Raw genomic sequence first — 15021 nt, forward strand, 5'->3', positions numbered from 1 at the left:
AATTAATAACTATTAACTTAGCCAGGTGATTAACTTATCTTTTAGCGTTCTTGGCTTGATTGGTTTAGTAATATAGTCGTTCATGCCTGCAGTTAAACAACGCTCTCTATCACCTTCCATCGCGCTTGCTGTCATCGCAATAATAGGAATGTGTGTGTAATCGACTCCGGCTTTACTATTTCTGATTTCACTTGTTGTATCGTACCCATTTAGATTAGGCATTTGGCAGTCCATTAAAATTACATCAAAAGCTTGCTCTGTGTTTTCTCTCAATGCTTCTAATGCTTCTACGCCATCTGATGCACAGGTGATTTTTACTTTAGTTCGTTTTAAAATCGCCTTAGCTACTTCAATGTTTATCATATTATCGTCTACTAATAATATATGATAAGCAGAAAGGTCAGGCTCTACTTGTTCTTCTGTTAAGCCCTTGGGTGGCGCTATAATACAATCATTACTAGCACCAAATAAGCTGGCTAATTTATAGCTGAATTGATCTTGGGTAAGCGGTTTATTTAAAATATGGCTACCTTCAGGTAACACCATTTTAGTTGGTTTATCGGTCACCATGTCGCGTAAAATTAAGACGTACTTTTTATTAAACTGTTTACAGTAATTAATAAGGGCATCAATTTGAGGGTGTTCATCATCAATCAATAATAAGTCAGCCTCAAACTCTTTATGCTCACTAAAGTAGTCGAGTCTTATAATGTTTTCTGCATTTACTTTACAAGTTAATAGCAACAAATCGCACACATTTTGATAGACATTATCGCGCGCTATTAATGCAGCTACGTTAATGCTAGTAGCAAGTTCAATACCTGTATTTAGTTTTTTCTCTTGTGCGACGTGTAGCTCAACCGTTGCTGTAAATGTACTACCAACGCCCTTTTCACTTATAACAGTGATATTACCACCCATTAACTGAGCGAGCTTTTTACATATAGATAAACCTAAGCCTGTACCACCAAAGTGGCGGGTTGTGCTTGAGTCTTCTTGTGTAAACACTTCAAATAGTTTGTCTATGTTCTCTGGTGCTATACCAATACCAGTGTCTTTTATTGTAAAGCTCATTAATAACTTTGAATCGGTAATGTACTTAGAACCAATTGTTAGACTTACTTCACCTCGGTGAGTGAATTTAAAAGCATTATTAACTAAGTTAATTAAAATTTGTTTAAGGCGATGGCTGTCGCCAATAACCATTCTGTCTACTACATCTTTAGTATCTAAAAATACTTCAAGACCTTTGCGCTGGCCCTGTAACGCTAAAGAGCTAATCATATCGCTACATACTGTAACAACATCAAATGTATGATTATCAATATCAAGCTTACCCGCTTCTATTTTCGAAAAATCGAGAATATCGTTAATCAAGTTCATCAGTGAGTTAGCACTGCTGTTGGCTAGTTTTAGGTAATGGTATTGTTGTTCACTTAAGCCATCTTCTTTGAGCATTTCAAGCATACCCAAAACGCCATTCATCGGTGTGCGTATTTCGTGAGATATATTTGCTACAAAGTCACTTTTTGCTTGGCTCGCTGCTAATGCTTGATCAATTGCTCGCTCTAGCTCAACAGTCCTTTGTGAGACTTTTAGCTCTAAAGTACTGTTTAAGCCTTCAAGCTCTGATTGAGTATTTTTTAATGAGCTAATATTTCTTAAAATAGCCGCTACCTGATAACGGTTATTGTAGACATCAAAAATACTACTGAGTGTAATTGAAAAGTATTGTTTGTTGCCATAACCATCTGTGTAGATAGCTTCAAACGGCATTTTTGATCCGTTTGAAATAGTCTCTTCTATACAGTTATTATCGGCTTCATTTAAGTTAAATAAAGAAACAAAATCAGGGCTAGTGCCTGAGATTGAATTACCGAAAACCTCTTTAGCTGTATTATTAAAGTGAACAATTTCGCCGTTTTGCTCAATTGTAAAAATAGCATCCAAAGAATTTTCTATTACTTTATTGTTTTGCTCTTTTAGAGAATTAATTAACAACTTACGGTTTATAAAACGTTGGTATAAAAAGGCAATAACTAAAAATACGCTAAAGAATACCACTAGCATTGCAATAAAGTTTTGACGCCTTTCGTTCACCTTTGCAAACAACGTTTTAGTATCAACACTTACACCAAGCTCTAAAGGTAACATCGCAATATCACCATCAAGCGAAATACGCTTTTTTAACGTGTAAGCAATTGGGTAATTACTTAGCGGTAAAGTGCCTTGCTCTGCCATTGTGCTTGCAGTGGAAAATTCTTCAGTCCATGTTTTTGCTTTATTAAATTCAAAACCGAAGCGTAATTGAGAGTTTGGATGATATAAAAATTCACCTTCATTATTCATTAGGTAAATTTGTGTTCCTTGTGGAGATTCAACCGTTAAACTTTTTATTAATTTATCAGCAAAGTAGTTAGTGACTAATATTGCAAAAATTTTATTTTTTTCATCAAAAACAGGCTTAGCTACACGAAAAGTACTTATATAAGGTTCTTGTATCTGCCCATTTTCACGGTTGTAGTTAATAGGAGAAATATAAACACTTTTATTATCGAGCATACTCGCTTTTATCATGTAATCGCGTTGGCCTTTCTTTTGTAATTGCAGGCCTTGCAGTCGATTAATTTCTCCGAGTTGGTTTCTATCAACCCTGACAACTTCTTGCCCACCATCTGCGAGAATAATATAGCGAGCCTGAAGTATGCTGTCGTCTGTGCGCATAAAACCACTAAAAATACTCGCTAAGCGCTCTTCCCAAACGTCAATGTGCGTGCCTAACAAGGGATCTATTTTCTTGTTTTCAGTGGCGCGAGTAATGCCTTTAATCGGGGGCGTTGCGTCTAAAAAGCGAATAGCGGTAACACTATCTTTAAGATGGTTTTTTAGTGAAAGGCTTTTTGTTTCAAGCTCACGTTTTAATTCTATTTGGGCTGAATTATAAACATCACTTCTTACTTTTTGGTCAAACAAATACAGAGATGGTAAAGCTATAAGAACAAATATTATTGTTGCAACGAGCATTAGTCTATTATTTTTTGTCACATTCAAAAAATTATTCTTTTTCAACATTTACCTTCACCATAAATTTTTATTGTTATTAGTATAGAGCATTAACGAAAGAATTGGACCATCTAACTAATCGGTTATCGTTATAATTTTTATAATAAAAAGACTAAATCATTAGTTTTATTTAGAGCACTCTCTCTATATGAATTATAAATGAATGAGAGTAACCATATCGACTTACACAGACTATAGAATAGTTGTTTCAACCAATCATCCCTTTAAAATATAAAAGGTAGCCAATGCTACCTTTTATATTTTTTCAGAATGCTAAATCTATATAATTATCTAAACAGCACATCTTCTCTGTTAAACCATTTAACGCAAAATGCCAGTAGTCCGGCTGCAATGATTGCAGTTGCTAAAAATATTAAGCCTACAAATGTGTAATCAACTGTGCCTTTAATTATGTCTTTAATGGCTAATGCCACGTTTGTTACCGGGATAAACGCGGTTTTAGCAGTAAGCTCCATATTTGGCATTATTGAAATAATGATAGGGAAAAATACGACCATACTTAAAGGCTGCATATAATTTTGTGCCTCTTTAAATGTACGCGCATAAATTGAGATAGCTAACGCTAAAGAAGAGAATATGGCAGCCAGCGGAAGTAAAAGTAAAAAAATCATCAGTAAATCACTAACCGCTAGCGTACCGAAGGCCGTTTTAATGAAATCTAAGTCAGCAAATGCTAATGCAACTGCAACCCAACACCCCATACTCACAATCGTAATAGTGGTTGATGCAATAGAGGTAGTAAGTAATGTTATAAATTTACCGAGCACCAATTCTGTACGTGTAATGGGTGTTAGTAGGAGTGTTTCTAGCGTGCCGCGCTCTTTTTCGCCGGCACCTAAATCTATTGCTGGGTAAGTAGCCCCCATTAGTACTAATGGTATAAGTAAGTAAGGTAAAAAACCGCCAATTTTTTCGCCAAGGTTTTCACGTTTATCGGCTGTATCCACCTTAATTACTTCAATTGGGTTAAGAATAGATTTTTGAACAGACTCTTCAATACCAAAACTGATTAGCTTTTGAGTTTGCAGCACGTCACTGTATTCTTTTGCTAGCTCTTTGACGCGTTCGAATAAAAAGTTAATAGATTTTGAATCGTTAAAAACAACCTGCCACTGACTTTGTTCACCATTATCTAGTGTTTGCTCAGCATGGCTTGGTAAATAAATACCCATATCAATATCGCCAGCTATAACACCAGCTTTAAGCTCTTCAATGTTATTAAAGGTTTTAGCCCCTTTATAAAGCTCAAAACTTTTGTGATAAAACACTTTATCAGTAAACTCTTGTGCGTATTCACCATTAATAATGGCATACGTATTTACTTTTTGTTCTGCATCCATTGCTGCTTGCGAGCTTATAAATGCCATTACAGCAAACAATAACGGAAATATAGCGACAGGGAGCGCAACAACAAATAATAGCGTTTTTTTGTCGCGTAATAACTCTCTTAACTCCTTTTTAAATACCTCAAACATCATGTTTCTCCGTTAGTATGTTCATAAACGCTTGATTAAGCTCATCACTATTACCTGCTTGTTTAAATTCATCTACTGTTCCGTCAAAGCAGCTAATACCTTCGTTAATTACAGCGACTCGGTCGCATAAAAGTGCAACTTCATCTAAATGATGGGTAGAAAAAATAACAGGAGTACCTTGCGCCTTTAAACCCTTAATAAATTGAATAACGGTTTGCGTGGTCATTATATCGAGACCCGTTGTTGGCTCATCAAGTACAACAACTGCTGGGCGATGCACAACAGCACGCGCAATATTTGCTTTTTGCTTCATACCTGTTGATAGGTTTTCTGCGCGTTTATCTACAAACTTATGCATATCAAGCAATGTAAATAGCTCATCACAACGCGTTGCTATATCGCTTTTGCTCATACCGTGGAGCTTTGCAAAATACTCTATGTTTTCTTTTACAGTTAAGCGGCCATACAAACCGGTAGAGCCCGATAAAAAACCGATAGACTTACGCCCCAGTAGCGGTTTTTTTACAATGTCGTTTCCAGCAATTGTTATTGAACCTTCATCGGGCTTTAACGCGGTTGAAATCATTCTAAGTGTAGTTGTTTTACCCGCACCATTTGGGCCTAGCAATCCAAGTACTTCACCCTTTGCGCAGCTAAAACTCACATCTCGTACTGAATGAAAATAGTCTTTATCTTCACGAGGGTCGATGTCGTCTATTTTATTTTTTTTGTGATCTTTAGTTAGCTTAAATTTCTTTTTAAGCCCAGCAACTTCTATCATGTTCGTATCCTTCGTTTCGCTCTAAAATAATCTGTATTGTTGTAAAAAGAGTCGTCTTTGTTTTCGTCATGCCAGCCAGGCACACCTAATAAAGGCAGTGGTGAAAGCTGTTTGTTATCAGCTAAGCAGTTATCTGTATTAATCATCTCATAAAGGGCTTGGTCAAGGTACTGGTATTGAGTTACTAAATCTTTACAAAATATTTCATTAGGTACACAAACAAATAACGCTTTACCTGTTAAGCCTATATAAGGTTTAGTAAGCATTTCGTAATTTGCATGACCAAACATAAAAGGTTTTATTGTTTTACCCCACTCATGTTTGTGTTCAACAAATGCTGTTTTCCATTGATGATCGCAAAGCCACTGCTGCCATTTACTCTCACTTATAGCTAATACAACACCACATTCATCAAAGAGCGTTAATGCATTACGATGCTTGGTACGCTTTTGCAAACCATGCTCAGCTATATCTTGTACATGCCGCTGGTTTATAAGTGCTTTGGTTTTAGGAAATAAACACCAAATAAAGCCTCCAAATAAGTCATGCCAATTCTCACTGCGTGTAGGTACAACACCCGTTTCAAAAATAACTTGTTCGTAATAACGATCGCCAAAATCTACTTTTGCATCATCTTTAAAAGTAATAGGTATATTATTCGCATTAATAGCGTTTAAAAATGGAGAAAACCACTGCGGCACCGGCCAATCTGTTAGTTCGTTAACTTTAAACAGCTCACGTAAATGCGCAAATGCACCTGTTTCTAAACTACTGATTTGCCACTGCTCGGGGGGAGTAAAACGCTTCATTTAAACCTTTAACAATTTATGCCTATAATTTACGAGAAGTTTACCGCAAAAACTGGTTCTACTTAATAGAAGTTAATATACTAATCACAACTTAAAACAAAAAAAGAGCTGACATGAAACATTATTTCTCTCTCACACTCCTCGCTACTGCTGTTTTAGCAGGTTGCGCAACAACAAGTATTACACCTACTGATGTAACAAATGGTTATAACAGTATCCAAGCTGATGAACTGGCTAAACATGTAAAAGTACTCGCATCAGACGAATTTGGTGGTCGTGCTCCTTCATCACCAGGCGAAAAGCTAACGCTTGATTATTTAACTGCGCAGTTTAAAGCTTTAGGTTTAAAACCAGGTAATGGCGACAGTTACTTACAAGAAGTGCCATTAGTTTCTTTAGAAGCTGATTCGAACATGGTGCTTAGTATTGGCGGTAAAGACTACCAATACAAAAAAGACATGGTTATGGGTAGCAGCCGCATAAGCGCTCAAGAAGGCATTGAAAACTCTGAACTTGTATTTGTGGGCTACGGCGTTAACGCACCTGAATACAATTGGAATGATTACGAAGGTTTAGACGTTAAGGGCAAAACGGTTGTAATGCTGGTTAACGATCCGGGTTTTGCAACAAAAGACCCTGCTTTATTTACTGGCGACGCAATGACCTATTATGGGCGTTGGACATACAAATACGAAGAAGCGAGTCGCCGTGGTGCCGCAGGTGCAATTATTATTCATGAAACAGCACCTGCATCCTACCCGTGGTCGGTTGTTGAAAACTCGTGGAGCGGCGAGCAGTTTGGTTTTCAAAAAGAAAACAACAATATGGACCGCGTAGCCGTTGAAGGCTGGGTTACAACTGACGTAGCAAAAGAGCTTTTTACTAAAGCAGGTTTAGATTTTGATACCGTTAAAACGAATGCTGCTAAAGGTGCTTACCATGTTGATATGGGCGATTTAACTGCTTCTGTTAGTATTAAAAACACGATTAAAAAATCGGTGTCGTATAACTTTATCGCCACTTTACCTGGTAGTGAAAAACCAGATGAGCATGTTATTTACTCGGCTCATTGGGATCACTTAGGTACAGACAAAACACGTAAAGGTGATCAAATTTATAACGGTGCTCACGACAATGCAACGGGTACCGCTGGGCTAATTGAAGTAGCTGAAGCCTTTACTAAATTACCAAAGCACCCTAGCCGCTCAATGACATTTTTAGCGGTAACTGCTGAAGAGCAAGGCTTATTAGGTTCTAAATACTATGCGGCAAATCCAGTGATTGCAGCGAATAAAACAGTCGCTAACATAAACATGGATAGCTTAAATTTATTAGGCAAAGTAAAAGACATGAATGTGGTTGGTATTGGTAAATCACAAATGGATGAGTTTTTAGAAACTGCGGCTAAAGAGCAAGGCAGAACAATATCAGGTGATCCTAAACCATCATCGGGTGGCTATTACCGCTCTGATCACTTTGCATTTGCAAACATGGGCATTCCGGCCATGTACGCAGGTGGCGGCACAGTGGCTGCTGATGAAGAAACGGCTAATTACCGTAAACGTATGAGCTTAGTACTTCGCGGTTGTTATCATCAACCATGTGACCGTTACCGTGATGAATGGGATTTATCGGGTGCTGTTCAAGACTTACAATTATTTTATAAGGTAGGTTTTGATATTTCTGAAACAGAACAGTGGCCAACGTGGAATACAAACTCTGAATTTCAGCGTAAGTAGCCCAATTTAATCACAGCCTTTAATTCAAATTTAAACTAACTTAGATTTGGCTATCGAAAAACTCAAACAGAGTAATCGATTTAAATAGATGCAAATGATATTGATTATCATTTAATTAAAATATACAGTGTGACCTAGTTAATTTATTAGGTCGCATTGTATGATTTCACTCCCTCACATTGGTTTTATTACTCCAGCCTCAAAACGATTTTTGAGCCAAAATAAACGCTTACTGCTGCCTTTATTTATTTTAACTTGCCTTGCAATACCGCAATTACGCGAAATAACAATGACCGCACTGAGTGATGCATTTTTTCAAGTGAGTGTGTTTGTTGCTTCTACCCTTTTAATTTATTACTACGCTATAGAACACTTACCTCAATTAGAGCTTAGTTATTTAAGTGCCAAGTCCCCTATTTTAGAAATTAGCTTTGCAGCGGTTTTAGGTGCATTACCTGGCTGTGGTGGCGCTATTATTGTGGTTACTCAATTTACAAAAGGCCAAGCAAGCTTTGGTGCTATTGTTGCTGTGCTAACAGCTACAATGGGAGATGCAGCATTTTTATTACTTGCTACCCGCCCTACTGATGGCTTGTTAATTATGGGAATAGGGTTAGTTGTGGGTACATTCAGTGGTTTACTGGTTAATACGATACACAAAAAAGACTTTTTACGCCCAACAGCGCAAGAACAAAAGCACCAAATTAAAATACTCTCAACTAACATTATCAAAATCAGTAAACCGGTTTGGATGGTAGCAATAATCCCAAGCCTTATAATTGCCTTTTTGATTGCGTTTAATGTTGATTTTTCACAGTTTGGTTCAAGCACAAGTACTGTAATTACGCTATTTGGTGCGGTAATGGCTTTATTTATTGTTAGTATTTGGGCGCTTTCGTCAAGAGGTGAAAGCTATCAAGAAGTAACGTCAGAAGACGATGCATGTAACCCCCCTTCTAAAATAATAAAAGTATTACAAGATACCCATTTTGTAACGGCATGGGTTGTAGCCTCTTTTATGCTATTTGAGATTTTGGTTAACATTGCAGGACTTGATTTAAAAACGTGGTTTGTACATTACGCCTATTTAGCCCCATTAATTGCAGTGCTTATTGGTTTTTTACCCGGCTGTGGCCCGCAAATAATTGTTACAACACTTTATATTCAAGGCATTATTCCCTTTAGTGCTTTAGCAGGAAACGCAATTTCTAACGATGGTGATGCGTTATATCCAGCAATAGCAATGGCGCCCAAAGCTGCAGTTATAGCTACACTTTATACGTCTATTCCCGCATTAATAGTTGGTTATGGGTTGTATTTTTTTGCTGAAATTTAAAAGAATGAGAAATAAAAAAACAAAAAAGCTCAGCAATTGCTGAGCTTTTAACATGTTAAGTTATTCTTACTTATACAGTAGTTGGTTCTACTGCTAATTCTTTTGGATTTGGACCAAAATCGTTTTCACCTTCGTGCGAATCTTGCGCAAGAAAAACAATTAAAACAATCCAACCAATTATTGGCACTAACCAAAGTAGCTGCCACCAGCCTGAACGGCCTGTGTCATGTAGACGACGTGCACCAATACTTAAGCCAGGAATAAATAGCGCTAAGCTATAAATAGAGCTTACGAACATTGTGTCTGTAATACCATCTATAACACCTGTCAAAAGCGAAAAAATAAAATTAATTAGCATAAACATCCAAAATGCTTTACGACGATTACGGCCTGAAAAATCTGCGTAGCTACGCAACGCGTTCATATAGTGTTCCATAAAATTTCCTTAGTGTTATTTTTTATATTCCCTAACGGGGTTAATCCAATTACTTTTTAGTAACATTTGTATCTTAATTAAAAACAGCTGACATTAAAACAAAAACCAGCTAAAAGCTGGTTTTTATTAAATATTAACAATTTAGCTATTAACTCATAGCCATCATCATTGCCGATGGGTTTTCTAAGTAAGACTTCCATAGGTTATTAAAACGAGCAATAGTGCCCCCATCAATAACACGATGATCGCCAGACCAGCTCACTTGCATAATAGCTTTACTCACAACCTGCCCACTTTCATCAAAACGCGGTAGATGCTGCAGTTTACCTAGCGCAACAATAGCCACTTCTGGTTTATTAATTATAGGGGACGCGATAGTGCCGCCAATAGCACCAATGTTAGAGATGCTAATTGTCCCACCTTTTAAATCATCGGGTGCAACACGGCCTTCTCGCGCTGAATGAGTTAAGCGGGTTAAATCATTTGCCACATCAACAATGCTTTTACTCTGGCACGATTTAATATTAGGCACTAACAAGCCAATTTTTGAATCAACCGCTATACCGATATTATGATCGTTATAATAGGTAAGCTCTGAGCATTCATCGTTCACTTTAGAATTAAGTACAGGGTACTCTTTCATTGCTAGCGAGAGTGCTTTTACAAAAAATGGCATCATGGTGAGCTTAACGCCTTGTGCTTTGTACTGCTCTTTTAAACCGCTACGCAAAGCTATAAGCTGTGTTAAGTCTATTTCATCACTAAACGTAAAGTGCGGAATAGTTGAAACCGAAGCTACCATTTGCTTGGCCATGGCCGCTTTAATGCCTTTAATTTGCTCTACTCGTACGCCACCGCTTTGATTCTGTGTTTGGTTTTGTACTGCACTTTGAGAAGCATCGCTATTAAGCGGTGAAGTATCAATAGTATTTGGCACTTCGCCTTTTACAAACTCTTCAATATCTTGCTTGTAAATACGTCCATTTTTACCACTACCTGGTACACAGGTTAAATCAACATCTAGTTCACGTGCTTTACGACGAACCGCAGGTGATGCAACCGCTTTTTGATTGATAACTTTAGCAGCTTGCTGCGTTTTAACAGGGGCAACTTTTTCAGCGACGGCATTAGTTTGAGCCTTTACGACCGCTTGGTTTATATCAACATTTGGTTTTGCTGCACTGCCTGCAATTGTCATTTGAAACAACGGGCTATGTACTTTTGCTATTTCGCCTTTTTGGTAATATAGTTTTTTTACTGTGCCTGTATATTTTGCCGGAATTTGTACTAATGCTTTGTCGGTCATTACGTCACAAACCGCTTGGTCTTCTTCTATTTCGTCGCCTTCAGCAACTAACCAATCAACAATCTCACACTCAACAATACCTTCACCAATATCCGGTAATATAAAGTCCTCAACCACATCAGCTGCATCATTAGTTTTATTTTCAGCTTGTACTGGCTCTTGTACTACTTCATTGTTAGTGTTTTCACCTGCTACATCCATAGCGAATAAAGGGGCATGTACTTTAGCAATCTCACCTTTTAGATAATATAGCTTTGAAATAACGCCATCATGCACTGCCGGAATTTGTACTAATGCTTTGTCTGTCATAACATCGCAAATTGGTTGATCTTCAGATACGGTATCGCCTTCTTGTACTAGCCATTCAACTACTTCGCATTCAACAATGCCTTCACCAATATCGGGTAATATAAAATCTTTAGCCATGGTAACCCCTAAAAATCCATTGATTGTTTAATTGCAGCCAACACTTTTAGTGCATCCGGTACGTATTCTTTTTCAAGTGCCAGCGGGTATGGCGTATCTAGACCACATACACGTAAAATTGGCGACTCTAAGTGCAAGAAACACTCTTGTTGTATTGTCGCGGCTATCTCTGCACCAAAGCCATTGGTTATAGGCGCTTCATGACTCACGATTAAACGGCCGGTTTTAATAACCGATTTAGCAATCGTTTCAACATCCCATGGTAAAATACTACGAAGGTCAATAACTTCACAGCTTATACCTTGCTCACTTGCTTGCTTTGCTGCATCTTCAATAATCTCCATTTGAGCACCCCACGCTAAGAGCGTAATATCGGCACCCACTTGCACTACTTCAGCCGTGCCTAATTCAATACTATAATCTTCTTCTGGCACTTCGCCAATTGATGCACGATATAAACGCTTAGGCTCAAAAAATATGACCGGGTTATCGTCTTTAATTGATGCACGTAATAAACCTTTAGCTTGATAAGGGTTACGCGGTACAACTACTTTCAAACCCGGTGTGTGCGCAAAATACGCTTCGGGTGATTGTGAATGGTATAAACCACCGGCAATACCGCCACCATAAGGTGTACGAATAGTTAAGTTACCTACATTAAATTCATTACCACTGCGATAACGAAATTTAGCGGCTTCATTTACTATTTGATCAAACGCTGGGAAAATATAATCCGCAAATTGAATTTCTGCCAATGCAGGTGCACCAAATGCCGCTAAACCATTAGCAAAGCCTAAAATACCTTGCTCGGTTAAAGGCGTATTAAAAACACGATGTTTACCGTACTTTTCTTGCAAGCCCGATGTTGCTCTAAATACACCACCAAAGTAACCAACATCTTCACCAAAAATACAGGCTTGAGGGTGTTCATTCATCGTAATATCGAGAGCAGAGTTAATTGCGTGGAGCATGTTCACTTTAGCCATTACTTAATTCTCCCTGCGGTTACTGGGTAAGCATCTGGATGCTGTTTTATATGTTCTTTTAGTTGCTCGTACTGGCGTTGCAATAATGGAATTGGTGTATCGTAAACGTCAGATACCAGTTCTTCTAAAGCGGGCTTTGCAACAACTTCAGCACGTTTAAGCGCTGCTAAAATTTCTTCACGAATCGACTCTTTTGCTTTTATATCGTCTTCTTCGTTTAACCAGTCTTGCTTAACCAGCCATTTTCTAAATTTATCAATAGGGCACGTTTGATGATTAGCTTCTTCATCTTTAGAGCGATAACCACTTGGATCGTCTGACGTAGAGTGCGCACCCAAACGATAAGCAATCGATTCAATAAGTACAGGTTCACCTTGTGTTGAGGCTATTTCGCGTGCTTTTTTAGTTGCCGCATAAACAGCAAGTGCATCTGTGCCATCAACACGAATTGTTTTAATGCCATAACCCACACCACGCGAGGCAATACCATCGCCTTTAAATTGCTCATCAGCAGGGGTTGATATTGCATAGCCGTTATTACGTGCAAAAAATATAACCGGCGCTCTGTGAACAGCGGCCATATTTAAACCGGCATGAAAGTCACCTTCAGATGCAGCACCTTCACCAAAGTAACAAATAGTCACATTATCAATTGTGCTGGCAAGCTCGCCTGTTTTAACGTCGATGTGCTTTATTTTTTGGCCATATGCATAACCCGTTGCCTGTGGTATTTGCGTACCCAATGGCGATGAAATCGTCATGTAATTTAGCGCTTTAGACCCATAATGAATTGGCATTTGACGGCCTTTGCCTAAATCCAATTCATTTGAAAACATTTGGTTCATAAATTGATCAAGCGTAAAGCCACGATAATGCAGGGCTGCCTGTTCACGATATTGAGCCATGATCATATCGTCTTGATCAAGTGCAGCTGCAGAGGCTGTAACTGCGGCTTCTTCGCCTAGGCATTGCATATAAAAACTAACACGGCCTTGGCGCTGCGCGCCTTGCATACGTTCATCTAACAAACGTATAAAACGCATTGTTTCATATAACTTAATAGCGGTATGTTTTGAAATGTCAGGTGCGGTTGCACTAGGATGAATGTCGCCGTCCTCAGTTAAAATACTAAGGGTTGGAATATTAAGCGCTTGACCATCAATAAATTCAAGCTCGTGGTTAATATTCAGCGATACGTTATTTGGATTACTCATAACCTACCTTCTTTTGTTGTCGGTAAAACAGTGCCCCTTTAAATTATTATTGTGGGTGATTGTTGCTGGTTAAACTTTGCAACATCTGCACTATCTTTAATTAAAGCTGCCAACACTTTACGTTAACGTAAAGTGTTATTCAACAGATCTGGGACGAAACAAAAGCAAATATTGGTTAAATAAGTGGCAAGTTAACGATACGGTTACTTTACTTCATAGTAAACATATAGTTAACTTTAAGTTACTAGTGGTCTGATGAGTTAAATTAGACGAAATTGCTATCAATATCCATTGGAATAACAGTAAGGAGTGCTCTTTGCCCTAATGCTACGCTCGCATTTGGAAAAATAATAGCCTCTCCTTCAACGTCAGCGTAAATCGCTGTATCACCGTCGGTTGCAAGTAGTTCACCTTTCGCAAAGCCAGTAAAGTTCTCGGCATCGTCAGAAAAAGGAAAACTAAAATCGTTCTGCGTTCTATTAATTGTGCGATGGACAGCAAATAATTCAAAATCGTTTGCATTAAATTCAGGATATTTAACTTCATTTTGACTAATTAATGCAGTTAAGGTTTGCTTTGTTTTTTCAAAGCGAGCCATATCGTTTTGACCAAATGGCTTAACTTGACCCAGCTCTACCGTAAAAGAATCAGCACCGTGTATAAATGACGAATAATAGCTAAATGTTGTTGCAGGAGATTTCATCATTAATACGGTATTTACACCACAACTCAATAAAAATTGTAACTGCGACTTTTTCCATGGCTTACCATGTAAAAATGGATAGACAGCAAATTTTTCGTTTTTAGAGCCTCTAATTGCAGTGTGTAAGTCGTAATGACATCGGCTACTGCCTTGCTCGCCACGTGTATAAAAATCGCTTACGTATTGCTCAAGCTTTGCAGCGCGGTTTCGCTCATTATTCATTGGTACACCTTCAACTGTATGGTGACCATTAAATAATCTATTTAAGTTTTCTTCTACAAAACGCAGGCCAATATTAATTGATTGTGGATTACCGTAAATAAACAAAACACGCTGCTTAAGTATCAGCTCGCCTTTTATAATTTGTTTAATAAGTGCATCACAAATTTCAATTGGGGCAGTTTCGTTACCGTGTACAGCGCTTGAATAAACTACATCTTTTGACGTTGTAACAGCAGGTTGAAACTCAATTACGCCGGTATCGTGTATATTTACACGAGTCCCATTATCTAAAACAAAGTCACCTGCATCTAAATGCCATTCGTTGTCACGACTAAGCGTTAAAAAATCGCCTGTTTGTTTTAGTTCATTTAAGTAAGATGGATTGGCTGACATATAATAAGCCCTTTAAAAATAATGTGAGAGTAGACTCTTATGCATATATTTTTATAAATACACAAGGTATAGAAACGAAAACGGCTGAATAAATCAGCCGTTTTAAAATTA

11 protein-coding genes are annotated in these 15021 nt (G+C 37.9%); 2 read left to right on the forward strand and 9 right to left on the reverse strand.

Translation table 11 applies throughout. From position 1 onward, the window contains the following. Positions 1-12: 12 nt before the first annotated feature. The 4 genes from GQR39_RS06835 to GQR39_RS06850 all read right to left on the reverse strand — a co-directional run bounded on the left by GQR39_RS06835 (position 13) and on the right by GQR39_RS06850 (position 6149). Positions 13-3072, reverse strand: a complete 3060-nt coding sequence (locus GQR39_RS06835) for an ATP-binding protein (protein WP_165735189.1) — start codon at positions 3070-3072, stop codon at positions 13-15. 278 nt (positions 3073-3350) lie between these two features. Then, the gene (locus GQR39_RS06840; RefSeq protein ID WP_165735239.1) at positions 3351-4559 is read right to left on the reverse strand and encodes an ABC transporter permease; all 1209 of its coding nucleotides are present in this window, start codon (positions 4557-4559) and stop codon (positions 3351-3353) included. Next, positions 4552-5340 carry an ATP-binding cassette domain-containing protein gene (locus tag GQR39_RS06845; protein ID WP_165735190.1) on the reverse strand — a complete coding sequence of 263 codons (789 nt, stop codon included), beginning with the start codon at positions 5338-5340 and terminating at the stop codon, positions 4552-4554. Before GQR39_RS06845 ends, GQR39_RS06840 begins: the two co-directional genes overlap by 8 nt. Then, positions 5337-6149 (reverse strand): DUF3025 domain-containing protein, encoded by an 813-nt coding sequence (locus GQR39_RS06850; RefSeq protein WP_165735191.1) that lies wholly within the window; start codon positions 6147-6149, stop codon positions 5337-5339. Before GQR39_RS06850 ends, GQR39_RS06845 begins: the two co-directional genes overlap by 4 nt. Before the next feature lie 113 nt (positions 6150-6262). Here GQR39_RS06850 and GQR39_RS06855 point away from each other — a divergent pair, with 113 nt between their 5' ends. Together GQR39_RS06855 and GQR39_RS06860 are read left to right on the forward strand one after the other, a co-directional pair. Then, entirely contained in the window at positions 6263-7888 is a 1626-nt protein-coding gene (locus tag GQR39_RS06855; protein WP_165735192.1) for a M28 family metallopeptidase, read from the forward strand. 160 nt (positions 7889-8048) lie between these two features. Further along, positions 8049-9224 carry a putative manganese transporter gene (locus GQR39_RS06860; RefSeq protein WP_165735193.1) on the forward strand — a complete coding sequence of 392 codons (1176 nt, stop codon included), beginning with the start codon at positions 8049-8051 and terminating at the stop codon, positions 9222-9224. A 70-nt stretch (positions 9225-9294) separates the two neighbouring features. On the opposite strand, the gene GQR39_RS06865 is transcribed toward GQR39_RS06860, so the two are convergent. The 5 genes from GQR39_RS06865 to astE all read right to left on the reverse strand — a co-directional run bounded on the left by GQR39_RS06865 (position 9295) and on the right by astE (position 14910). Then, a complete protein-coding gene (locus GQR39_RS06865) occupies positions 9295-9660 on the reverse strand; it encodes a DUF805 domain-containing protein (RefSeq protein WP_165735194.1) in 366 nt (121 codons plus the stop codon). 148 nt (positions 9661-9808) lie between these two features. Beyond that, complete coding sequence (locus GQR39_RS06870; protein WP_165735195.1) at positions 9809-11392, reverse strand: dihydrolipoyllysine-residue acetyltransferase; 1584 nt, start codon at positions 11390-11392, stop codon at positions 9809-9811. A gap of 8 nt (positions 11393-11400) precedes the next feature. After that, the gene (locus GQR39_RS06875; protein WP_165735196.1) at positions 11401-12378 is read right to left on the reverse strand and encodes a transketolase C-terminal domain-containing protein; all 978 of its coding nucleotides are present in this window, start codon (positions 12376-12378) and stop codon (positions 11401-11403) included. Beyond that, entirely contained in the window at positions 12378-13592 is a 1215-nt protein-coding gene (locus GQR39_RS06880) for a thiamine pyrophosphate-dependent dehydrogenase E1 component subunit alpha (RefSeq protein ID WP_024592587.1), read from the reverse strand. The genes GQR39_RS06875 and GQR39_RS06880 overlap by 1 nt, the downstream gene beginning before the upstream one ends. Before the next feature lie 265 nt (positions 13593-13857). After that, entirely contained in the window at positions 13858-14910 is a 1053-nt protein-coding gene (gene astE, locus GQR39_RS06885) for a succinylglutamate desuccinylase (RefSeq protein ID WP_165735197.1), read from the reverse strand. Between the last annotated feature and the right edge of the window lie 111 nt (positions 14911-15021).

Source organism: Pseudoalteromonas sp. C8, assembly GCF_011378685.1.
GTDB classification, from domain to species: domain Bacteria; phylum Pseudomonadota; class Gammaproteobacteria; order Enterobacterales; family Alteromonadaceae; genus Pseudoalteromonas; species Pseudoalteromonas arctica.

Bases quoted from the DNA above. Each gene is read 5' to 3' on its own strand.
- GQR39_RS06835 (WP_165735189.1), bottom strand. From the start codon at position 3,072: ATGTTGAAAAAGAATAATTTTTTGAATGTGACAAAAAATAATAGACTA.
- GQR39_RS06840 (WP_165735239.1), bottom strand. From the start codon at position 4,559: ATGTTTGAGGTATTTAAAAAGGAGTTAAGAGAGTTATTACGCGACAAA.
- GQR39_RS06845 (WP_165735190.1), bottom strand. From the start codon at position 5,340: ATGATAGAAGTTGCTGGGCTTAAAAAGAAATTTAAGCTAACTAAAGAT.
- GQR39_RS06850 (WP_165735191.1), bottom strand. From the start codon at position 6,149: ATGAAGCGTTTTACTCCCCCCGAGCAGTGGCAAATCAGTAGTTTAGAA.
- GQR39_RS06855 (WP_165735192.1), top strand. From the start codon at position 6,263: ATGAAACATTATTTCTCTCTCACACTCCTCGCTACTGCTGTTTTAGCA.
- GQR39_RS06860 (WP_165735193.1), top strand. From the start codon at position 8,049: ATGATTTCACTCCCTCACATTGGTTTTATTACTCCAGCCTCAAAACGA.
- GQR39_RS06865 (WP_165735194.1), bottom strand. From the start codon at position 9,660: ATGGAACACTATATGAACGCGTTGCGTAGCTACGCAGATTTTTCAGGC.
- GQR39_RS06870 (WP_165735195.1), bottom strand. From the start codon at position 11,392: ATGGCTAAAGATTTTATATTACCCGATATTGGTGAAGGCATTGTTGAA.
- GQR39_RS06875 (WP_165735196.1), bottom strand. From the start codon at position 12,378: ATGGCTAAAGTGAACATGCTCCACGCAATTAACTCTGCTCTCGATATT.
- GQR39_RS06880 (WP_024592587.1), bottom strand. From the start codon at position 13,592: ATGAGTAATCCAAATAACGTATCGCTGAATATTAACCACGAGCTTGAA.
- astE (WP_165735197.1), bottom strand. From the start codon at position 14,910: ATGTCAGCCAATCCATCTTACTTAAATGAACTAAAACAAACAGGCGAT.